The following is a 20,833-nucleotide window of genomic DNA, read 5'->3' on the forward strand; positions in this document are numbered from 1 at the left end:
TATTTTTTTCGTTCTCGAAAAGTAGACATGATGATGGTAAAAAAACGGGCGTAGCCTGGCACAACGTCAGTCATAATTCGACCTCTTCAGGACATAATGCCAAATGGACGGCACCGCGCACTGTCGCATACAGGGAATATGATGACTAAATACAGCCTGCGGGCACGCATGATGATTTTAATCCTGGCACCCACGTTGATGATCGGCCTGCTGCTTTCCACTTTTTTTGTTGTTAACCGCTACAACGAATTACAGAGTCAGCTGACGGATGCCGGGATCAATATTATCGAACCGCTGGCGGTATCCAGCGAGTACGGCATGACGTTTCATAGCCGTGAATCGGTACGCCAGCTGGTCAGCCTGCTGCATCGCCGTCATTCGGATATTGTGCGGGCAATTTCCGTTTTCGACGACCACAATCAGCTGTTCGTGACCTCTAACTACCATCAGTCGCCGGACCTGCTGCGCCTGCCGGACCATATGCCGTTAACAACGCGCTCGATGAAACAGCGTCACGGAAACTCAGTGATCCTGCGCACCCCCATTCTCTCTGAAAGCTACTACCCGGATGAATCACCGGACCAGGATGCCAAACCTACCGGTAACACCCTGGGCTACGTCGCCATTGAGCTGGATCTGCAGTCGGTAAGATTGCAGCAGTATAAAGAGGTGTTTATCTCCACGCTGCTGCTGCTGCTGTGCCTGTGTATTGCCATGCTGTTCGCCTATCGTCTGATGCGTGACGTGACCGGCCCGATCCGCAATATGGTCAGTGCCGTTGACCGTATCCGCCGGGGGCAGCTCGACAGCCGCGTGGAAGGTTACATGCTGGGCGAACTGGACGTGTTGAAAAACGGCATCAACTCGATGGCCATGTCGCTCACCGCCTATCACGAAGAGATGCAGCAGAATATCGACCAGGCCACCTCTGACCTGCGCGAAACCCTGGAACAGATGGAAATTCAGAACGTCGAGCTGGATCTGGCGAAGCGGCGTGCCCAGGAAGCCGCGCGTATCAAATCGGAGTTTCTGGCGAACATGTCTCATGAGTTACGTACCCCGCTCAACGGGGTGATCGGTTTTACCCGCCAGACGCTAAAAACCGCGCTCAACTCAACCCAGCGCGACTATCTGCATACGATTGAACGCTCGGCCAATAACCTGCTGGGAATTATCAATGACGTGCTGGATTTCTCAAAGCTGGAAGCCGGAAAGCTGGTGCTGGAAACCATTCCGTTCCCGCTACGCGCCACGCTGGATGAAGTGGTGGTATTGCTGGCTCAATCCGCGCACGAAAAAGGACTGGAGCTGACGCTAAATATTCAAAGTGACGTGCCGGATAATATCATTGGCGATCCGATGCGCATGCAGCAAATTATCGTTAATCTGCTGGGCAATGCCATTAAGTTTACCGAATCCGGCAATATCGATATTCGTGTGGAAAAACGCGCATCGAGCAATAACCGCATGGAGCTGGAAGTACAGATCCATGATACGGGCATCGGCATATCCGACAAACAACAGTCGCAGCTGTTCCAGGCATTCCGCCAGGCTGATGCCAGCATTTCGCGCCGTCACGGCGGCACCGGGCTGGGGTTGGTGATCACCCAAAAGCTGGTTAATGAGATGGGGGGGGAGATATCATTCCACAGCCGTCTGCACCGCGGTTCAACCTTCTGGTTCCACGTCAACCTGGCGCTTAACCCTAACGCCGCCAGCGATCCGCACATCATGGATTGTCTTGAAAACCAACATCTTGCCTACGTGGAGTCCAATCCAGCGGCCGCGAAAGCGGTGCTGGAGATGCTTAACGCCACCCCAATGAAGGTGAGCTACAGCACCTCACTTGATGAGTTAACGGAAGAGCACTACGATGTGCTGCTAATGGGCCTGCCCGTAATGGAAATGCAGAGTCTTGAAATTGATGAAGAACAGCTTGCGCCCATGTTACAACGTGGCGGCAGCGTGATAATGGCTCTGCCTTTCCAGATGCAGGTATATGCGGAAGACCTGAAAGCGCGTGGCGTAACGGCCTGTCTGATTAAACCGCTTTCCATGACGCGCCTGCTGCCTGTCCTGATCGATCACCATCATCGACGCGACCTGCTGCCACAGGTAGAGCGCACGCTTCTGCCGCTGCGGGTGATGGCGGTAGATGATAATCCGGCGAACCTTAAGCTTATCGGCGCGCTGCTGGAAGAACTGGTGGTCGATATCGTCCTGTGCGACAGCGGCGAGGCGGCGATTGTGCAGGCGCGGCAGCAGCACCTGGACATCATTCTGATGGATATCCAAATGCCTGAAATTGATGGTATTCGCGCCAGTGAGCTGATCCGCAAACTGCCTCAGCACGCAAATACCCCGATTGTTGCCGTCACCGCTCATGCCATGGATGGGGAACGTGAGCAGCTGATGAACGCGGGCATGAAAGACTATCTTGCCAAGCCTATCGATGAGCAGAAGCTCGGCCACCTTCTGGCGCGCTATTCGTCAAACGGGCAGCGCGCGCTGCCGCCCGTGGTGGAGGTTTCGGCCTCTCTCGACTGGGAGATGGCGCTGCGCCAGGCGGCGAATAAGCCCGACCTGGCACGCGATCTCTTGCAAATGCTGGTCGACTTCCTGCCGGAGGTACAAAACCTGGTGGAGCAGTATACGGCAGAGAACAATATCAGCGCCCTGCGCGAAATCATTCATAAACTTCACGGCAGCGCCAGCTATAGCGGCGTACCGCGCATGAAACAGCTATGTCTACAGCTGGAGCAAAATCTACGCCACGGCGACGACATTACGGCGTCAGAGCCTGAGCTGCTGGAACTGTTGGACGAAATGCACAACGTGGCGCGACTGGCGAAGGAACGGCTGCAACGCTAGCATCAGCGGGCTGAACGCTACCGGCTGAGCCACGCCGTGGTAACGCCCGCTGCCCAACGTCGCTGATGACTATATTTGCCGTCCGATATTGAGGGTAGCGGCAACGTTACGCGCCGCCATACGCACATTTTCAGCGGCCTCACGTAGCGCGTCATCCAGGCTACAGATGCGGTAAATCACGCTGAAAACCGCATCCAGCCCGTGCTGATGCACCACGCCCACATCCCTGGAGAGACTGCCGGCAATCGCGATCACCGGCTTGTGATACCGTTTCGCCACCCGCGCCACCCCCACGGGCACTTTACCCTGAACGGTCTGGCTGTCGATGCGCCCTTCTCCGGTGATCACCAGCGTAGCATCCCGCACTAGCGCATCCAGCCCGAGCGCATCGGTAACAATATCAATCCCCGGACGCAGCGTGGCACCGCAGAAGGCATAAAGCCCGGCGCCCATGCCGCCCGCGGCACCGCCACCGGCAAGGGGCAGCACATCATGGTGCAACTCTCGCTGGATCAGCGCCGCAAAGTGTTTCAGCGCGTGGTCCAGCTGCACCACCTGCTCGGGCGTGGCCCCTTTTTGTGGGCCAAACACGGCGGATGCGCCCTGCTCTCCGGTCAACGTATTGGACACGTCGCAGGCAACATCAATCTGGCAATCGGCAATGCGTCGGTCAAAACCGCTAAGATCGATAGAAGCCAGCCGCGCCAGCTCTGCACCGCCGTGGCCAATACATTTGCCCTGCCGATCCAGCAGCTTCGCGCCCAGCGCCTGGATCATCCCCGCCCCGCCGTCATTGGTCGCACTGCCGCCAATGCCGATTATCATCCGTTTGACCCCCTTATCCAGCGCATCGCGCATCAGTTCTCCTGTGCCCCAACTGGTTGCGGTCATCGCATTGCGCCGCGCTAAGGGTACGCCCTCCAGGCCGCTGGCAGCCGCCATTTCGATAATGGCGCACTGCCCGTCGCCGGACAGGCCATAGAATGCATCAACGGGGTTCCCCAACGGCCCGGTAGCGGGCAGAGAGATGATTTTTCCCGCTGTTGCGGCGACCATGGCGTCAACCGTCCCTTCGCCGCCGTCGGCAACCGGCAGTTTGATATATTGCGCATGGGGAAATATTTCGCGGAAGCCCAGTTCAATCTGGGTGGCGACCTGTAAGGCAGAGAGGCTTTCTTTGTAAGAATCAGGCGCGATAACAATTTTCATCGGATGTTTCCTGGCGCAAAGTGGTGGATCGGATGCCCAGGAGTCCCCTTTTTAACCGCGCGCATACCAGGCGGCGAACCGGTAAAAAGTCCGCCCCTGTCGGCCCTTTAGCCTAAAAGTTTAGCCCACTGCTCAACCCACGGCGAGGTCACCTCTTCAGGTTCCGGGTGGTCGCACGCGTCGACCATCAGAACTTCGCCCACACGCACCGCGCTCTGTTCAGACAACAGCGCGTCGAACTTTTTGCCAGCGCCGCAGAAGTTGTCATAGCTGCTGTCGCCAAGAGCGATAATGCCGTAGCGCAGATCGGGCTGATGGCCCAGGTTATCTTTTACAGACTGATACAGCGGTACAATGCAGTCCGGCAGATCGCCATGCCCCGTGGTTGAGGTGACAACCAGCACCACTTTACCGGCATAGCGTTGCCACTCTTCCAGCGTGGGGTCGTCAAAAACCGTGACCTGGTGGCCCGACTGCGCCAGTATAGATTCTGCTTCTTCAGCCACTAACAGCGCGTTTCCATAAACGGTGCCAACAAAAATGCCTACTTCAGCCATCATTTTCTCCATCGATCTTGCTTAATTTTGTGTCACTTCCGTCACCTGCGCGGTGCGCATCACTTCAGGCAAACTCGCCCGCCAGCCAAACTGATTGATTATCTTCTGCCAGACCTCATCCAGCCCGGCGCGCAATATCAGCGGCTCTGAGGTCACGGGATGCGTCAGGCTGAGCTCACTGGCATGCAGCATCAGGCGATCCATGCCGAAGTTTGCTGCCGCAGAGCGGTTCTGCTTTAAGTCGCCGTGAGCACTGTCGCCGATAATGGGATGACGTAAGTGGGTCATATGGCGACGCAGCTGATGTTTTCGTCCGGATTCAGGCAGCATCTCCACCAATGAATAGCGTGACGTTTCGTAACGCCCGACCGGCACCGGCAGTTCAGCGGTCGCGATACCACGCCAGTGTGTCACCGCCGGCTGCGGGGCTTTTTCCGGCTGACTAAATTTATCCGCGATTTTATCCAGCTCTTCCGTCAGTGGATAATCAAGCGTTTCGGCCCCCGCCAGCCAGCCGCGCACCACCGCATGATAGGTTTTTTGCAGCTGATGCAGCTCAAACTGCTGCGAAAGCAGGCGGGCAACGTCGCTGGACAGCGCCATCAGCAGGACGCCGGAAGTCGGACGATCGAGGCGGTGAACGGTAAAGACGTGCTGGCCAATCTGATCGCGCACCGTCTGCATGGCAAACACGGTTTCATGTCGGTCGAGCCAGCTGCGATGTACCAGCATCCCGGACGGTTTATTGACCGCCACCAGCCAACGATCCTGATAGATAATCTCCAGCATTATGGCGACTCAAACAGCTGGTCAAACTCATTGAGCAAGTGCAGCAGCCGTGCGCGTTCAGTGACCTCTCCTTCCAGCGCAACTTCATAGTAGGGAGCAATGGCCATCGACACCGGCAGCGGGGCGCCCGCGTCCAGCAGCGCCTGCATTTTTGGCAAAAGTATCCACTGTAGCCACTGTAAAGGCGTCATGGTATCAAGGCAGAAGGGTTCAGTACTGCTGAAGGCTTCGCTGACAGGGGCGACGTGTTGCCATAATCCGGCCTGTTTGAGTAACGATCCTATCGCCAGCAATCGTTGCTGAACCTGCTGTTCGCGGCTCATGGGCAACCTCATTAAATCAATTGGGGTGAAAAGAGCGCAAAGCATATCATTCGCGCCGGTTTCTGGGAAAAGTATCAACAAAAAAAGGGGCACTGTTTACACAGTGCCCCCGGTTCGTTCGCAGCGGTCCAGCTACCTTTATGCTCCCTGCTCATCCTTGAAAACTATTCCTTTCGCTCTCCTGAGCAAACATCTTCCTGACGGTAATCCTTTGACATCCCTGAACGCCTACAATCCTGTACGGCTCACATTCTCCGTCCTGGAGGTGTCCTTTACCTCTTCCTGAGGTCTCCTGCGCTTCATCCCGAAGCCTGTCCCTGCTCTATCATCCCGATAGTGATCCTGGCATCATCCATAACTGCCGAATATCCTTTCCGGCGCGTCTCCATCCTGGAGGTATCCTTTACCTCTTCCTGAGGGATCCCGTGCTCCATTTTGAAGCCTGTCCCTGATACATCATCCTGATGGGTTCGATGAGCACATCATCCTGATGTTAATCTCATCTCATGCGACTCTTTCGCAACGGGGGTCATTGTGCCTGAATAACATAAGCAAACAAGATGCTTGAGACTGTTATTTAATCAATTTAATCATCTATAGGGGTAAGCAATCTGTTAAGTAAATGATATAAGTCATATTTAATGGTTAATCTCTGCTGATATCTGCACAACAACAAGCGATCTCTTACAGAATTTGTAAGTGATATCGCACAAAGCGCGGGGCTTAATTCGAGCAGTTAATGATAAGAGGCTGTAAAGCAATAAGAAGGTTCTCAATAGATGAAGCGATAACCTGACGTTTTTTTGTGCCTAACTGCTCAAGAATGACTTCCCCACTCACATTACAGACTGAAATCACCTCCAGTTCCGAATCAGTGGTTGCGATAAACAGCGTTGGGGATTGTTTAAGACGACGCTTCATCACCAGGTGACCAATCAGGTTTTCCTGGACGCGGATAAAATCATCTTCACTCCAGACCTGAACCAGAGACAACGGGCGGCCGTCCAACGTTCCCGTCATGTCGCCGGCAAACTGTGAAGTATAGAAAGCGGTGACCGCTGGCTGCAGGCGAATATCCAGCGCCCGCTCAACGGCGTCAAGATTGGGTGCCAGCGTAAACGGCCGTGGCTGCCACCAGACTTCATCTTCGTCTGTGGCCATCACGCAAGGTGACGGAATGCCATAAAGTTCCTGACTGGCAGGTGCATGGCCGCTTTTTTGCTGCCAGAGATCGCAATATCGCTGACTAAAGTCGCGGAGCGCCTGAGACGTTTCATCAATCATTTTTTTGACTCTTAACTGACTGGGTTACACTAATGCTCTATTGTAGCCTGAACTCATCGTGGGCTGACGGATTTGTCACCACGCCTGCCTCGACAGGCACTACAACGTTAGGGAATGCCATGCCTACATATGACAATCACCATGCTCTGAAAGGGCTGACCCTGGGGCAGCCGACAGAATATCACGATACTTACCAGCCGGCTCTGTTACAGGCGGTGCCTCGTCGTCTGAATCGTGAACCTTTGGGCCTTTATCCCGACAGTCTGCCGTTCGGCGGGGCTGATATCTGGACGCTGTACGAACTCTCCTGGCTCAATAGCAAAGGGGTTCCGCAAGTTGCCGTGGGCGAAGTGGTACTGGATGCCAGCAGTATCAATCTAATCGAGTCCAAAAGCTTCAAGCTGTATCTGAACAGTTTTAACCAGACAAAATTTGCCAATTGGGGTGAGGTGCGGCAGATCCTTGAGCGCGATCTGAGCGCCTGCGCAGCAGGTAAGGTGAGCGTTGCGCTGTTCCGTCTGCATGAAATTGAAGGGCAACCGGTGGGCCATTTTGACGGTTACTGTATTGATGAGCAGGATATAGTTATCGACAGCTATGCGTTTGACGCCGGTTATCTGCACAACGCGGTCGGAAATGAAATCGTTGAGGAGCAGTTAGTTAGCCATCTGCTAAAATCCAACTGCCTGATAACCAACCAGCCGGACTGGGGAACGGTGCAAATTAGCTACCGCGGCCCACGCATACAGCGCGAAGCGCTGCTGCGTTACCTGGTCTCTTTCCGTCAGCATAATGAATTTCACGAACAGTGCGTAGAGCGCATTTTCAGCGACATTCTGCGCTATTGCCAGCCGGAAAGCCTGAGCGTCTACGCCCGTTATACGCGACGCGGCGGGCTTGATATCAACCCGTGGCGCAGCAATACGCACTTCACCCCCGGCCGTTCCCGGCTGGTGCGCCAGTAAAGAGGGCTCGGCCAGGTGTTCTTTATCCACCGTAAAAGCTAATCTGAGCACGGGCGGCAACCTGACGCAGTCCGGGGATATATATTATCTTTGTGATAACACAGTCACAGAGTTATAACGCACCCAGACGGGTGTAACGGAGATCGCTTGATTACACAAATCAGCCCACTCGGCTCAATGGATCTGCTTTCCCAACTGGAAGTCGACATGCTGAAACGGACGGCCAGCAGCGACCTTTATCAGCTGTTCCGTAACTGTTCGCTCGCCGTACTGAATTCGGGAAGTCAGACTGACAGTAGCCAGGAGCTTCTGTCACGCTTTGAAAGTTTCGATATCAACGTGCTCCGACGCGAGCGCGGCGTCAAGCTTGAGCTGATCAATCCACCTGAAGAAGCTTTTGTCGACGGGCGCATTATTCGTGCTCTACAGGCTAATCTTTTTGCGGTACTGCGCGATATTTTGTTCGTTAACGGGCAGATTGATCACGCCGGGCGCTTCCAGCATCAGCATGTTGCCGACTCGGTGCATATCACCAACCTGGTGTTCTCCATACTGCGTAATGCGCGTGCGCTGCACATTGGCGAAGAGCCTAATACCGTCGTGTGCTGGGGCGGTCACTCGATTAACGCCGTTGAATACCAGTATTGCCGTAACGTTGGGTCCCAGCTGGGCCTGCGTGAGCTGAACATTTGTACCGGATGCGGGCCGGGCGTGATGGAAGCACCAATGAAAGGGGCGGCGGTGGGCCACGCCCAGCAGCGTTATAAAGAAGGACGCTTTATTGGTCTGACCGAACCCTCGATTATCGCCGCTGAGCCGCCTAACCCGCTGGTTAACGAGCTGATTATCATGCCCGATATTGAAAAACGCCTGGAAGCCTTCGTGCGCATCGCGCACGGTATCATTATCTTCCCCGGCGGCGTAGGTACGGCTGAAGAGCTGCTCTATCTCTTGGGGATCCTGATGAATCCCCATAACCGCGACCAGGTGTTGCCGCTGATCCTGACCGGCCCGAAGGAAAGCGCCGACTACTTCCGCGTACTGGACGAATTTATCGTCGGCACGCTGGGCGATGAAGCACGTCAGCATTACAGCATTATCATCGATGATGCGCCGGAAGTGGCCCGCCTGATGAAAAAAGCGATGCCGGCGGTAAAAGAGTATCGCCGCGAAACGGGCGATGCTTACAGCTTCAACTGGGCGCTGCGTATCGCCCCCGACCTGCAGATGCCGTTTATGCCCAGCCACGAAAATATGGCAAACCTCAACCTGTCACCCGATCAGCCTGCCGAGCAGCTGGCGGCCGCGCTGCGCCGTGCCTTTTCAGGTATTGTCGCAGGTAACGTGAAGGATGTGGGCATTAGAGCCATCAAAGAGAAAGGGCCTTATAAGCTGCATGGTAACCCGGAAATCATGCGCCGTATGGACGATCTACTGCAAGGATTTGTCGCACAGCATCGTATGAAGCTGCCGGGCAGCGCTTATATTCCCTGCTACGAGATCATTAAATAGAGGGGCGGCCCACGGGCCGCCCAGGATTATCTGATGATACATCTGCTGATTATCGATGCGCTAAATCTGATTCGGCGCATTCATGCCGTACAGGGTTCACCCTGTCAGGAAGCCTGCTTACATGCGGTGCAGCAACTGCTGCTGCATACCCGCCCGACCCATGCCGTCGCGGTATTTGACGATGAGCAGCGCAGCGATAGCTGGCGGCATCGCCTGCTGCCGGACTACAAGGCAGGGCGCTCGCCGATGCCGGACGCGCTGTGCGAGGAAATGCCGCTGTTACGCAGCGCCTTTGCCAGTATCGGTGTAAAAAGCTGGCACGCCACGGGTGACGAAGCTGATGACCTGGCCGCCACCATTGCCAGTAAAGTCGCGGCGGCGGGCCATCAGGCGACGATCGTTTCCACGGATAAAGGCTACTGTCAGCTGTTGGCGCCAAGGGTCCAAATCCGCGACTACTTCCAGAAACGCTGGCTGGATATGCCGTTTATCAGCAATACGTTTGGCGTAGAGCCAGCACAGCTCACCGACTACTGGGGGCTTGCGGGTATCAGCAGCAGCAAAATCCCCGGAGTGGGTGGCATCGGCGGCAAAAGTGCCGCGCAGCTGTTGCAACAGTTTGGTAGCCTGGCGGCAATCTATCAGGACCTGGAACAGGTGCCGGAAAAATGGCGAAATAAGCTGAGTGAACATCAGAAGATGGCGGCGATCTGTAAGCAGGTTGCGACATTAAAAACGGATCTGGTGCTGAAAGGGAATTTGAAAGAGTTACGGCTGGAGCAGTGCTGACCTGGAGGTCAGCACTGGCTATTCACGGGGCGTACCCTGACGGAAGTTTGCCCAATCAATCCAGGCTTATCTTTCGTCGCGACGGCCCGGCGTAGCGCTCCAGACACGGCGAATATGTACCGTCACCTCTTCCCGGTCGTGATACAGCTGGCGCGCCTGGATCTGAGCATTAATGCCATTTTGCGCCAGCTTTTCATGGATCATCGCCAGATTCTGCGCCACTTCCTCGTAACGCTTCTTCATTGGCAGCTTGAGGTTAAAAATCGCCTCCCGACACCAGCCGTTTACCAGCCAGTCGGCCATCAGATTCGCCACGCGGACCGGTTTTTCCACCATATCGCAGACCACCCAGTAGTTATTGTTGCGCGTAGGGCGATATTTGAATCCGTCTTCGCGCTGGTGGAACACCTGCCCGGTGTCCATCAGGCTCGGAGCCATCGGACCATTATCCACTGCGTTCACCATCATGCTGCGCTGCACCAGCTGATAGGTCCAGCCGCCGGGGCAGGCACCCAGATCGACCGCCCACATTCCGCTGGCCAGGCGCTCATCCCACTCGTCGGCAGGGATAAATACGTGAAACGCTTCCTCCAGCTTGAGAGTTGAACGGCTGGGGGCATCCGAGGGGAACTTAAGCCGCGGGATGCCCATAAACAGCGGAGAATTGTTGGCAGGCAGTGAATATCCCACGTAGCAGCAGCCGGAGGCGATAAAGAATACGTGTACCACCGGGCGCTTAGCGCTTTCAAAGTTCAGCAGAATACCGTCTTTTCGCAGGCTGGCGCGCAGCGGCACGGTGAATTTGCGACAAAACTTCAGCAGTTCCTTACTGGCATTGGTGTCGGGTACTTCCACGCGCAGATCGCCGCCCTTCTCGACCACGCCGGTGAGCATACCCACCACGGGAGTAATGCGATTGGTGGGTGGTAAATCGCGCAGCAGTTCGCCCACGACAATCATCTGACGCGAGAAGATCAGCTCGCTGAAGGGGAGTTCAGCCAGCAGTTTTTCCGCCTCGCCCTGTTGATAACACTCAAACAGCACGTAGGCGGAATCATCTTTGACACGCGCAAAGCCGAAAATCTCACGCTCGGCGGCCTTTGCGGTAATTTCCGCCGCACACTCTTTTTCAAAACCCTGACGGCAATACAACAAAATTTTATTCATGGCGTTCTGCCCTTTTTTTCAGACGCAGTGCGCCAACCAACATTAAAACCCAGCCGATAAGGAAGCAGGTGCCGCCGATCGGAGTGATATAAACCCATATTTTCAGGTGAGACAACGCCAGACAGTAGAGGCTGCCGCTAAACAGCACCGTGCCGAGCGCAAGCAATGCGCTGCTCCAGTAAAACCAGATATTCGCCCGACACAGCATCGCTGCGGCCATGCCCAATATTGCCAGGGTGTGGAAAGCCTGATACTCCAGCCCGGTTTTGATCCAGGCCATTTCTGCGCTACCCAGCGACTGACTCAAGACATGAGCACCAAAAGCCCCCAGCATGACGTAGAAAAAGCCACTGAGGGAACAAAAAATAAACATCGCACGACTGGACATGTCGCAATCCTCTGTCAGTACAGGGGGATATTTCCCCTGCCGTTGCTCTCTGTTACCGACGGTTTCACCACGCCGGGATCCCTTTAACTTTCGTAGCGAAAGCGAAATTGTTCTTGTTCACTGGCCGCTTTCGCCAGGACCCACTGACGGAAGGCGGCTATTTTACCCAGTTCTGCCTGACTGTCATGACAAACAAGATAAAAAGCATTTTTGCTGGCGAGCACATCGTTAAACGGGCACACCAGCCGACCGGCTTCGATCTCACTCTGCGCCATCACGCTGTTCGCCAGGGCCACGCCCTGGCCGTGGATGGCAGCCTGTAACACCATTGCGCTGTGGCTGAAAATCGGCCCGTGCTGCACGTTTATCGTGTTCAGACCGAGCTGGCGAGTGTATGACTGCCAGTCACGGCGCGAAGCATCATGCAATAAGGTGTGGTGAACCAGCTCGGACGGCGCGATCAGAGGAAAGGCGCCGGCTAACAGCAGGGGTGAGCACACCGGCAGCAGATATTCCGCATACAGTTTTTCTACTCTCAAACCGGGCCAGTTACCGCGACCATAAAAAATAGCCACGTCGACATCGTCCGCCAGCTTCTCCTCATCGCGGTCAACGGCCTGGATGCGCACATCAATCCCCGGATAAGCTGAATTAAAGCTGGTGAGCCTCGGCACCAGCCATTGAATAGCGAAGCTCGGCAGCATACTGACGGTCAATGCCCCTTTTGCACTGCGCGCTTGCAGCTTGCGCGTGGCGTCGTTTATTGCGGTGAAAATCTCTTTAATATCGAGATAATAGCTCTGCCCTTCTTCTGTCAGCAGCAGCGAACGATTGCGGCGACGAAACAGCTTCAGGCCAAGGAAATCCTCCAGCGACTTAATCTGATGACTGACGGCAGCCTGAGTCACATACAGCTCTTCGGCCGCTTTGGTAAAGCTGAGGTGGCGTGCAGCCGCATCAAAAACCCGCAGCGCATTCAGAGGAGGTAAACGTTTAGACATGGCAAATGAGCACTTTTCGTCGCGAAGATAAATGATGCTGAAACCCCGCATCAAGCATTAGTTTTTTTTATCCGAGACATTATAAATTGTCCGTTGAGGAACCGCCAGCAAATACCTATAGTTGCGCCACTTCCAGAGCCGGAACGAAAAGTGCAACGAAGTTGAGTGTTAACTCACGGAATTTTGGGGTGCTTTTGGCTTGTGGTCGTGATGTTGTGTTTGCAATTGACCTGACGGTTTTCGGGTCCGGTGGCTTACGCCGCCATTTTTCCTGTAGATTTACCCTGTCTGTCCATATTGATTTTTACAGCACCGCAAACTGCGGTGCTTTTTTTTGCCTGGATTTTACTCCTGGTCCATTTCGGCCATTTCTTTAACATTAGAGCGGTTGATCTGCTGTTTAGTGCCGTTGGCATCTTTATAGCTAATCATCCCTGTTTCATCATCAACGGTCGGCTTGCCGTTGGCGACGATTGTGCGACCGTCAGTGGTGTGCATAACGTAGTTGCTTGAACAGGCGGCCAGGGTAAATGCCACGGCACAGGCAGCAATTAATGCAGCTAATTTTTTCATTTTTCTCTCTCCTGACTAAAAGGTAAATTTCTGCGCCGCTCTATCCTGGCGACATTAGGCATGCGCTAAAATAGCCTGTAGAGAGGCTGTTATTTGCGCATAATAGCTAAAAGCAGACATAATCCAGCATAACGCGCTTTTCGCGCTTTGCCAGCCACGCAAAGTGATTTCAGCCTGATCCTAATCCGACCCGGAAATGAAACCGCACTACCCGACAGGAACACAACGAAAGCATGACGTCATTTGATCCCATACCGTTTCGCCAACATTTTCCCGCGCTGACTGATGCAGGATGCTACCTGGACAGCGCGGCGACCGCGCTGAAGCCCCTCGCGGTGATTGAGGCAACGGAACAGTTTTATCGCCAGAGCTCCGGCACCGTTCACCGCAGCCAGTTTGCTGCCGCACAGCAGCTGACCGAACGCTATGAAAGCGCACGCGGTCAGGTTGCACGCTGGCTGAATGCCCCGGATGCGCAAAGCATCGTCTGGACCAAAGGCACTACCGAAGCGATTAATCTCGTGGCCCAAAGCTGGCTGCGCCCGCGCCTACAGCCGGGGGATGAGATTGTGGTCAGCGAGGCGGAACATCATGCGAATCTGGTGCCGTGGCTGATGGTGGCCAGGCAAACCGGAGCCACCGTCGTAAAGTGGCCGATTGGCCGCGATCGCCTGCCGGATATCAGCCTGCTACCTTCACTGCTGAACGCCCGTACGCGACTGTTGGCGCTGGGACAGATGTCGAACGTCACCGGCGGTTGTCCTGACCTGCCGGCAGCCGTTGCCCTGGCGCACGCCTGCGGTGCCAAAGTGCTGATCGACGGCGCGCAGGGCGTTGTGCATTGTCCTGTTGACGTACAGGCGCTGGATATTGATTTTTATGCTTTTTCTGCACACAAACTTTATGGCCCAACGGGCACGGGCGTACTGTATGGTAAAGCGGAGAGGCTGGCTGAAATGACGCCGTGGCAAGGCGGCGGAAAAATGTTAACCCAGGTGAACTTCGAAGGATTCACGCCGCAGGCGGTTCCCTGGTGCTTTGAAGCAGGCACGCCGAACGTTGCCGGGGTCATTGGCCTGAGCGCAGCCCTGCTGTGGCTGAAAGATATCGACGGGGTGGCCGCAGAGCGCTGGAGCCGCGATCTCGCCGCCCTGGCTGAAACCCGTCTTGCTGCGGCCCTGCCCGGTTTCGAAAGCTATCGCGCCAGCGGCTCCAGCCTGCTGGCATTTAATGTCGCCGGCGTTCACCACAGTGATATCGTTACCCTGTTGGCTGAAAGTGGCGTTGCCATTCGGGCTGGCCAGCATTGTGCCCAGCCGCTGCTGGCCGCGCTCGGCGTCAATGGCTGCTTGAGAGCCTCGTTTGCGCCCTATAATTCTCTGGATGATGTGGACGCGCTGGTTGCGGCCATGACGGCAGCAATAACAATACTGGCAGATTAATATGCGCTTATCCCCCCTCGCCGCCCACCCGTTTGGTGAGCAAATTACCGCCGACTCGCTGTTAGCCCAATTTTCCCATTTCAGGCAGTGGGAGGAGCGCTATCGCCAGCTGATCCTGCTGGGTAAACGGCTACCGGCGCTGCCTGACGAGCTGAAAAGTGAGGCGACTGAACTGCAGGGCTGTGAAAACCGGGTTTGGCTGGGTCACCAGCTGCTGGAAAATGGCGGACTACATTTTTACGGCGACAGCGAAGGGCGTATCGTGCGCGGGCTGTTGGCGGTACTGTTGACCGCCGTAGAGGGTAAAACCCCGCAGGAACTAAGCCAGCAGGATCCGTTAAGCCTGTTTGCTCAACTGGGTCTGAAAGACCAGCTTAGCGCATCGCGCAGCGCGGGGTTACAGGCGTTGTCCGATGCGGTTTTACGGGCGGCTAACCAGCATCTGGATTAAGATCGGGCGGCTTTTGCCATCATCTTTTTCAAAACGTGCGCAACAGCAACAAAGCCAAAGGTGGCGGTCACCATCGTCACCGCACCAAATCCTGAGGCACAGTCCATCCGTTTGGGGCCTTCGGCGGTGCTGCGGGAGGCGCATACCGATCCATCCGGCTGAGGGTACATCAGCGCTTCGGTCGAGAACACGCAGTCAATCCCCAGCTTACCTTTGCTGTTTTTCACGATATTAAAATCACTTTTCAGCCGCTCTCGTAGTTTCGCCGCCAGCGGATCCTGAATGGTTTTTGCCAGGTCAGCGACCTGAATTTGCGTTGGGTCAATCTGACCGCCCGCGCCGCCGGTGGTGACCAGCGGTATTTTATTACGCCGGCACCATGCCAGCATCGCCGCCTTCGGCCGCATGCTATCGATGGCATCGATCACATAGCTGAACCCCTGGTCGAGCAGTACGGCAGTATTGTCGGTGGTGATAAAGTCGTCGATACAGGTCACCCGGCACTCCGGGTTAATTTCACGGATACGTGCTGCCATCACCTCAGTTTTCGCCTGACCAACGCTGTTTTTCAGCGCATGGATCTGTCGGTTGGTGTTGGTGACACAGACATCATCCATATCGATCAGCGTAATTGCGCCGATCCCACTGCGGGCCAGCGCTTCCGCAGCCCAGGATCCCACGCCACCAATGCCGACAACGCAGATATGTGCGTCAGCAAACAGTTGCAGCGCAGGCTGGCCATATAAACGTGCGATGCCGCCGAAGCGTTGCCGCCAGGCGTCAGAAAGAACCGTCATTCACTTTTCCTCGAAAACAACGGGCCGGAGATACCGGCCCGCGACAGGTTTACTGATTAAGCAGTAAAGCCCCCTGTGATGAGCCGTTTTGTGCCGATGAGAACACGGGCGTTCCGGCTCCGGGAGCCGTTTTCAACACCCAGACCCGGCCATAGTGGTTGAACCAGCCGGCCATATGGCCTGCTTCCGGGCCAATCCCCTGATAAATATCAAAATGCTGGCCTTTAATCGCCCCGCCGACATCCAGAGATACCATCATGCGCATCTCGTATTTCCCGGTAAATTTACCGTTATTGTCCAGCAGGGGGATTTCTGCCAGCAGCGCGGTGCCTGCCGGGATCAGTGCACGATCTGCAGCTACCGAGGCTTTGGCGATCAGCGGCACCGCGCTGGCACCGCGCACCGGGGCAAACTCCTCCGGCTTAAAGAACACGAAGGACGGATTCTGCTCCAGCAGCTCGCGCACTTCTGCCGCGCTGTGCTGGTCTCCCCACTGGCGTATTGCCTGCATCGACATATCTTCCCGCTTCACTTCCCCACGGTCGATCAACACTTTACCAATGCTGCGATAAGGATGCCCGTTTTTACCGCCGTAGCCGAAGAACTTGAGCGGGCGGCCGTCGTCAAAGTCAACGTAGCCGCTACCCTGAACGTCCATAATAAAATTATCCATCAGCGAATTGCTGTAACCGGCGATGTAACTTTCGCTCAATGCTCCGCCGTAGATTTCTGCCCGGCTAGGCAGCTTGCTGCGTTTACTGCGCGGCTTGCGATACAGAGGGTACTGGAACTCTCCCTGACGGCTGTAGCGCGCTTTGACAACCGGCGTGTAGTAGCCGGTAAACTGCACGTTGCCGTAGTTATCGGTGCCTTCCATCTGGAAAGCATCCAGCCCAAACTGGCGCAGCTGACGGGTATCGCCTCCAGCCATGAGCCAGCTCTGGATCGCGCTGTAGGTGGCAGACTGGCGTGAATACATACCTGCCGAGGCAAAGCGTATTTGTGTCACCTGGTCGGCAAAATCTTTACCGTTGACCGGGCGGCCTTTCGCGTTGGGCTGATTGACCAGCGCCAGCGGCTGGATCAGTTTTCCATCTTTATACTGCTGCCCACGATCGGTGGGCTTCGAGCTACACCCTGCCAGCAGCGCCAGCAGCGCGCCGGTCACCAGATACTTCACCCAACCTGCTTTCATGCCTTGCTACCTTTATAAGGAAACCCTGCGCGAAGATAGCAAAGGCTCCGCCATAAGAAAATGTGCCCGGCGTAAAAGACCTCAACTATTTGCACAACTTTTCAGCACTTGGTCAAAAATCAGCTGCTTAAGCGCGCTTTTAGCCACTTAACTGAAAAAAGGGGTTGCAACAAAACGCATCAGGCGTATAGTGCGCTTCCACGGACGCGGGATGGAGCAGCCTGGTAGCTCGTCGGGCTCATAACCCGAAGGTCGTCGGTTCAAATCCGGCTCCCGCAACCAATTCACTGAAGTCAGTTAAGCTTGAGTGAAGCAGTAAAAGACAGTGTCGTGATGGAAGCGACAAACCACGCGGACGCGGGATGGAGCAGCCTGGTAGCTCGTCGGGCTCATAACCCGAAGGTCGTCGGTTCAAATCCGGCTCCCGCAACCAATTTGCCGTCGTGGTGTAAAGTAGTAAAAGCGTCAATCGGACGCGGGATGGAGCAGCCTGGTAGCTCGTCGGGCTCATAACCCGAAGGTCGTCGGTTCAAATCCGGCTCCCGCAACCAATCAAACACCCTTCAGGGTGTTTTTTTTTATCTGAAACTCAACCAGGCGTTTCAGCAGGCAGGATTTTTCTGCCCACCCCCCTCATTTATGTACGACCAGCGCCGTGAGCAAAATAGGCTTTAATCCCTGCCAGAATCGAATCCGCCACCTGATGCTGAAAACGCGTGGTGCGCAGCTTACGTTCTTCTTCCAGATTACTGATAAACGCCGTTTCTACCAGGATGGATGGAATATCTGGCGCTTTTAATACGGCAAATCCCGCCTGATCGACGGAGCGTTTATGCAGATGATTAATTTTGCCCATACGCGCCAGCACTTCCTTGCCAAAGCTCAGGCTGTCATTGATCGTGCGGCTCTGTAACATATCGAACATGGTATGGTCGAGATAGCGATCGCCGCTTATGCTAACGCCGCCAATCAGATCCGACGCATTCTGGGTCTGTGCCAAAAAACGTGCTGCGGTGCTGGTGGCCCCTTTTGTCGATAGCGCGAACACCGACGAACCGCGTGCGGCACGGCTGGTAAACGCATCGGCGTGAATGGAAATAAACAGGTCGGCCCGCTGTTTGCGCGCTTTTGCCACCCGCACCTTCAACGGAATAAACACATCTTCATTACGCGTCATATAAGCACGCATATTCGGCTGCTTGTCGATCAGGGATTTCAGGCGGCGGGCAATTTTCAGCACCACGTCTTTTTCACGGGTTTTATGTTTGCCAACGGCGCCTGAATCTTCACCCCCGTGGCCGGGGTCGAGCATAATCACTATCGGCCTGTCCTTGCCAGCCTTACCGGGCAACGGAGCGTCCTTCGGCTGGCTGCGCCCCAAATCTCCCTGATTGTAATCTTCCAGTAACGCCAGTAGCGGATCGTCGGTGTGCTGCTGCCTGCGCACCGGGTAAAGATCCAGCACCAGACGATTGTTGATCCCGGCCACCGGGTCAAGCGTAAAGATGCGCGGCGTGACGTTCTGCTTGATTTCCAGCACCAGCCGCACGGTGTTTGCATCAAACTGCCCCACGCGAACATTTTTGATCCAGGGATCGTCCTCACGCACCAGTTTACCCGCATCATTTAATACGCGATTAAGCTGAATATTTTCGATATCCACCACGACGCGATCGGGGTTGCTCAGCGCAAACTGCTTATACTTAAGCGGCGTATTGGACTCGATAGTCAGCCGTGAATAGGTGGATGAAGGCCAGATGCGGACCGCGACGACATGTCGACCGGCGGCCATCCCTGTCCGGCTGACGCTTAACAGCCACAGAGCTCCCGCTCCTTGTAAAAACCGTCGGCGGTTAAGCGAAGTTGAATCGGTCATGCCACTCCAAATCCTGTGATCTGTCTATTAAAAAACCAAATGAAAAAATTTGGCAAAACTCTAACGAATCCCTCCGGCAGTGTCACTCAGAAAAATGAATAAATGCATGACGTCAGAAAGGAAAAAATACCCTTGAAAGTGATAAATAAAGATAAATGACGCTTGCACCCGCGACGATAAAAGAATAAAAATACACTTTTAACGAATAATAATGCAAAGAGGGTTTATCGTGAAGGAACGTAGTACCGAGCTGGTTCAGGGATTTCGCCATACCGTTCCCTATATCAACGCCCACCGTGGTAAAACGTTTGTCATTATGCTGGGCGGCGAAGCCATCGGGCATGAAAACTTCTCGAGCATCATCAATGATATTGGCCTGCTGCATAGCCTGGGCATCCGTCTGGTGGTGGTGTACGGCGCGCGTCCACAGATCGATGCCAGCCTTGCCGGGCAAAATCTGGAACCGCTTTACCATAAGCATACCCGTGTAACGGATGCCCCGTCGCTGGAGCTGGTGAAGCAGGCCGCCGGGCGTTTACAGCTGGATATCACCGCCCGCCTTTCAATGAGCCTGAATAACACCCCGCTACAGGGTGCGCATATCAATGTTGTCAGCGGTAACTTTATCATCGCTCAGCCGTTGGGCGTCGACGAAGGCGTGGACTACTGCCACAGCGGCCGTATCCGCCGCATCGATGAAGAGGCGATCCATCGCCAGCTCGACAGCGGGGCCATTGTTCTGATGGGCCCGGTTGCGGTATCGGTCACCGGAGAAAGCTTTAACCTCACCTCTGAAGAGGTTGCCACCCAGCTGGCCATCAGGCTGAAGGCCGAAAAGATGATTGGCTTCTGCTCCGAGCAGGGTGTAACTGACGGTGAAGGCCGTATTATTTCCGAGCTGTTCCCCAATGAGGCACAGCAGCGCATCGAAGAGCTCGAAACACGCGATGATTACCACTCCGGCACGGTTCGCTTTTTGCGCGGTGCGGTAAAAGCCTGCCGCAGCGGCGTGCGGCGTAGCCACCTGATCAGCTATCAGGAGGATGGCGCGCTGCTACAGGAGCTGTTTTCGCGCGACGGTATTGGCACACAGATTGTTATGGAGAGTGCAGAGCAGATCCGACGCGCCACCATTAATGACATCGGCGGCATTCTGGAACTGATCCGCCCGATGGAACAGCAGGGTATCCTGGTGCGCCGTTCGCGCGAGCAGCTTGAGATGGAGATCGACAAATTTACCATCATTGAACGCGATAACCTGACTATCGGCTGTGCCGCCCTTTACCCCTTCCCAGAAGAACAGATAGGTGAAATGGCCTGCGTGGCGGTACATCCCGATTATCGCAGCTCGTCGCGCGGAGAAGCCTTGCTGGAGCGCGTGGCGTTACAGGCACGCCAGATGGGCCTCAAAAAGCTGTTCGTGCTGACGACGCGCAGCATTCACTGGTTCCAGGAACGCGGATTTGTGCCGGTAGATATCGACAGGCTGCCGGAAAGCAAGAAACAGATGTATAACTACCAGCGGCGTTCCAAAGTATTGATGGTTGATCTGCGTGAAGCCAGTGTGCATACCCGACAGAGCTGACCGCTTCCCTTGAGGGATCATAAAGCCCAGACGATGTTACTGCCTTTTTTTGCTAACAT

Annotated in this window: 19 protein-coding genes and 3 tRNA genes; 10 read left to right on the forward strand and 12 right to left on the reverse strand. The window is 55.1% G+C overall.

Annotated elements, in window-relative coordinates:
• Positions 1–141 precede the first annotated feature (141 nt).
• Positions 142–2,871, forward strand: coding sequence for a two-component sensor histidine kinase BarA (gene barA / locus ETA_RS14820; RefSeq protein WP_012442428.1), 2,730 nt, complete (start codon positions 142–144; stop codon positions 2,869–2,871).
• 69 nt (positions 2,872–2,940) lie between these two features.
• Here barA and ETA_RS14825 read toward each other — a convergent pair whose 3' ends face one another.
• From ETA_RS14825 to syd, 5 genes are all read right to left on the reverse strand, one after another.
• Positions 2,941–4,080 (reverse strand): glycerate kinase, encoded by a 1,140-nt coding sequence (locus tag ETA_RS14825; protein ID WP_012442429.1) that lies wholly within the window; start codon positions 4,078–4,080, stop codon positions 2,941–2,943.
• A gap of 107 nt (positions 4,081–4,187) precedes the next feature.
• Complete coding sequence (locus tag ETA_RS14830; RefSeq protein ID WP_012442430.1) at positions 4,188–4,637, reverse strand: flavodoxin; 450 nt, start codon at positions 4,635–4,637, stop codon at positions 4,188–4,190.
• Between the two features lie 21 nt (positions 4,638–4,658).
• Positions 4,659–5,426: a tRNA pseudouridine(65) synthase TruC gene (gene truC, locus ETA_RS14835; RefSeq protein ID WP_012442431.1), complete on the reverse strand. Its 768-nt coding sequence runs from the start codon at positions 5,424–5,426 to the stop codon at positions 4,659–4,661.
• The gene (locus tag ETA_RS14840; protein WP_012442432.1) at positions 5,426–5,749 is read right to left on the reverse strand and encodes a YqcC family protein; all 324 of its coding nucleotides are present in this window, start codon (positions 5,747–5,749) and stop codon (positions 5,426–5,428) included. Before ETA_RS14840 ends, truC begins: the two co-directional genes overlap by 1 nt.
• A 723-nt stretch (positions 5,750–6,472) precedes the next feature.
• Positions 6,473–7,033 (reverse strand): SecY-interacting protein, encoded by a 561-nt coding sequence (syd, locus tag ETA_RS14845; protein ID WP_012442433.1) that lies wholly within the window; start codon positions 7,031–7,033, stop codon positions 6,473–6,475.
• Positions 7,034–7,152: 119 nt separating this feature from the next.
• Between syd and queF the strand changes: the two genes are divergently transcribed.
• The 3 genes from queF to xni all read left to right on the forward strand — a co-directional run bounded on the left by queF (position 7,153) and on the right by xni (position 10,299).
• Complete coding sequence (queF, locus tag ETA_RS14850) at positions 7,153–7,998, forward strand: NADPH-dependent 7-cyano-7-deazaguanine reductase QueF (RefSeq protein WP_012442434.1); 846 nt, start codon at positions 7,153–7,155, stop codon at positions 7,996–7,998.
• 147 nt (positions 7,999–8,145) lie between these two features.
• Complete coding sequence (gene ppnN, locus ETA_RS14855) at positions 8,146–9,510, forward strand: nucleotide 5'-monophosphate nucleosidase PpnN (RefSeq protein WP_012442435.1); 1,365 nt, start codon at positions 8,146–8,148, stop codon at positions 9,508–9,510.
• A gap of 33 nt (positions 9,511–9,543) precedes the next feature.
• A complete protein-coding gene (gene xni, locus ETA_RS14860) occupies positions 9,544–10,299 on the forward strand; it encodes a flap endonuclease Xni (protein WP_012442436.1) in 756 nt (251 codons plus the stop codon).
• A gap of 66 nt (positions 10,300–10,365) precedes the next feature.
• Here the strand turns inward: xni and rlmM are convergent, their stop codons facing one another.
• From rlmM to ETA_RS14880, 4 genes are all read right to left on the reverse strand, one after another.
• Complete coding sequence (rlmM, locus tag ETA_RS14865) at positions 10,366–11,466, reverse strand: 23S rRNA (cytidine(2498)-2'-O)-methyltransferase RlmM (protein ID WP_012442437.1); 1,101 nt, start codon at positions 11,464–11,466, stop codon at positions 10,366–10,368.
• The gene (locus tag ETA_RS14870; protein ID WP_012442438.1) at positions 11,459–11,854 is read right to left on the reverse strand and encodes a DUF423 domain-containing protein; all 396 of its coding nucleotides are present in this window, start codon (positions 11,852–11,854) and stop codon (positions 11,459–11,461) included. The genes rlmM and ETA_RS14870 overlap by 8 nt, the downstream gene beginning before the upstream one ends.
• Positions 11,855–11,937: 83 nt before the next feature.
• Positions 11,938–12,855: a transcriptional regulator GcvA gene (locus ETA_RS14875; RefSeq protein ID WP_012442439.1), complete on the reverse strand. Its 918-nt coding sequence runs from the start codon at positions 12,853–12,855 to the stop codon at positions 11,938–11,940.
• A gap of 345 nt (positions 12,856–13,200) precedes the next feature.
• Complete coding sequence (locus ETA_RS14880; RefSeq protein WP_012442440.1) at positions 13,201–13,428, reverse strand: YgdI/YgdR family lipoprotein; 228 nt, start codon at positions 13,426–13,428, stop codon at positions 13,201–13,203.
• 233 nt (positions 13,429–13,661) lie between these two features.
• Between ETA_RS14880 and csdA the strand changes: the two genes are divergently transcribed.
• Both csdA and csdE read left to right on the forward strand, forming a co-directional pair.
• Positions 13,662–14,870, forward strand: a complete 1,209-nt coding sequence (csdA, locus tag ETA_RS14885; protein ID WP_012442441.1) for a cysteine desulfurase CsdA — start codon at positions 13,662–13,664, stop codon at positions 14,868–14,870.
• A gap of 1 nt (position 14,871) precedes the next feature.
• Positions 14,872–15,321: a cysteine desulfurase sulfur acceptor subunit CsdE gene (csdE, locus tag ETA_RS14890; RefSeq protein WP_012442442.1), complete on the forward strand. Its 450-nt coding sequence runs from the start codon at positions 14,872–14,874 to the stop codon at positions 15,319–15,321.
• Here csdE and tcdA read toward each other — a convergent pair.
• Entirely contained in the window at positions 15,318–16,118 is an 801-nt protein-coding gene (tcdA, locus tag ETA_RS14895; RefSeq protein WP_012442443.1) for a tRNA cyclic N6-threonylcarbamoyladenosine(37) synthase TcdA, read from the reverse strand. The genes csdE and tcdA overlap by 4 nt on opposite strands.
• Positions 16,119–16,167: 49 nt before the next feature.
• A complete protein-coding gene (mltA, locus tag ETA_RS14900; RefSeq protein ID WP_012442444.1) occupies positions 16,168–17,313 on the reverse strand; it encodes a murein transglycosylase A in 1,146 nt (381 codons plus the stop codon).
• 205 nt (positions 17,314–17,518) lie between these two features.
• Between mltA and ETA_RS14905 the strand changes: the two genes are divergently transcribed.
• The 3 genes from ETA_RS14905 (at position 17,519) to ETA_RS14915 (ending at position 17,864) form a co-directional block, all read left to right on the forward strand.
• A tRNA-Met gene (locus ETA_RS14905) sits at positions 17,519–17,595 on the forward strand.
• Positions 17,596–17,669: 74 nt separating this feature from the next.
• Positions 17,670–17,746, forward strand: a tRNA-Met gene (locus tag ETA_RS14910).
• A 41-nt stretch (positions 17,747–17,787) separates the two neighbouring features.
• Positions 17,788–17,864, forward strand: a tRNA-Met gene (locus ETA_RS14915).
• 86 nt (positions 17,865–17,950) lie between these two features.
• Here ETA_RS14915 and amiC read toward each other — a convergent pair.
• On the reverse strand, positions 17,951–19,189 hold the full coding sequence (gene amiC, locus ETA_RS14920) for an N-acetylmuramoyl-L-alanine amidase AmiC (RefSeq protein WP_012442445.1): 1,239 nt from the start codon (positions 19,187–19,189) through the stop codon (positions 17,951–17,953).
• Positions 19,190–19,415: 226 nt separating this feature from the next.
• Here amiC and argA point away from each other — a divergent pair, with 226 nt between their 5' ends.
• Positions 19,416–20,774: an amino-acid N-acetyltransferase gene (gene argA, locus ETA_RS14925; RefSeq protein WP_193345541.1), complete on the forward strand. Its 1,359-nt coding sequence runs from the start codon at positions 19,416–19,418 to the stop codon at positions 20,772–20,774.
• Positions 20,775–20,833 lie beyond the last annotated feature (59 nt).

Source organism: Erwinia tasmaniensis Et1/99, assembly GCF_000026185.1.
GTDB lineage: Bacteria > Pseudomonadota > Gammaproteobacteria > Enterobacterales > Enterobacteriaceae > Erwinia > Erwinia tasmaniensis.

Coding starts and splice junctions, on each gene's coding strand:
- barA (WP_012442428.1), top strand. CDS start 142: ATGACTAAATACAGCCTGCGGGCACGCATGATGATTTTAATCCTGGCA.
- ETA_RS14825 (WP_012442429.1), bottom strand. CDS start 4,080: ATGAAAATTGTTATCGCGCCTGATTCTTACAAAGAAAGCCTCTCTGCC.
- ETA_RS14830 (WP_012442430.1), bottom strand. CDS start 4,637: ATGGCTGAAGTAGGCATTTTTGTTGGCACCGTTTATGGAAACGCGCTG.
- truC (WP_012442431.1), bottom strand. CDS start 5,426: ATGCTGGAGATTATCTATCAGGATCGTTGGCTGGTGGCGGTCAATAAA.
- ETA_RS14840 (WP_012442432.1), bottom strand. CDS start 5,749: ATGAGCCGCGAACAGCAGGTTCAGCAACGATTGCTGGCGATAGGATCG.
- syd (WP_012442433.1), bottom strand. CDS start 7,033: ATGATTGATGAAACGTCTCAGGCGCTCCGCGACTTTAGTCAGCGATAT.
- queF (WP_012442434.1), top strand. CDS start 7,153: ATGCCTACATATGACAATCACCATGCTCTGAAAGGGCTGACCCTGGGG.
- xni (WP_012442436.1), top strand. CDS start 9,544: ATGATACATCTGCTGATTATCGATGCGCTAAATCTGATTCGGCGCATT.
- rlmM (WP_012442437.1), bottom strand. CDS start 11,466: ATGAATAAAATTTTGTTGTATTGCCGTCAGGGTTTTGAAAAAGAGTGT.
- ETA_RS14870 (WP_012442438.1), bottom strand. CDS start 11,854: ATGTCCAGTCGTGCGATGTTTATTTTTTGTTCCCTCAGTGGCTTTTTC.
- ETA_RS14875 (WP_012442439.1), bottom strand. CDS start 12,855: ATGTCTAAACGTTTACCTCCTCTGAATGCGCTGCGGGTTTTTGATGCG.
- ETA_RS14880 (WP_012442440.1), bottom strand. CDS start 13,428: ATGAAAAAATTAGCTGCATTAATTGCTGCCTGTGCCGTGGCATTTACC.
- csdA (WP_012442441.1), top strand. CDS start 13,662: ATGACGTCATTTGATCCCATACCGTTTCGCCAACATTTTCCCGCGCTG.
- csdE (WP_012442442.1), top strand. CDS start 14,872: ATGCGCTTATCCCCCCTCGCCGCCCACCCGTTTGGTGAGCAAATTACC.
- tcdA (WP_012442443.1), bottom strand. CDS start 16,118: ATGACGGTTCTTTCTGACGCCTGGCGGCAACGCTTCGGCGGCATCGCA.
- mltA (WP_012442444.1), bottom strand. CDS start 17,313: ATGAAAGCAGGTTGGGTGAAGTATCTGGTGACCGGCGCGCTGCTGGCG.
- amiC (WP_012442445.1), bottom strand. CDS start 19,189: ATGACCGATTCAACTTCGCTTAACCGCCGACGGTTTTTACAAGGAGCG.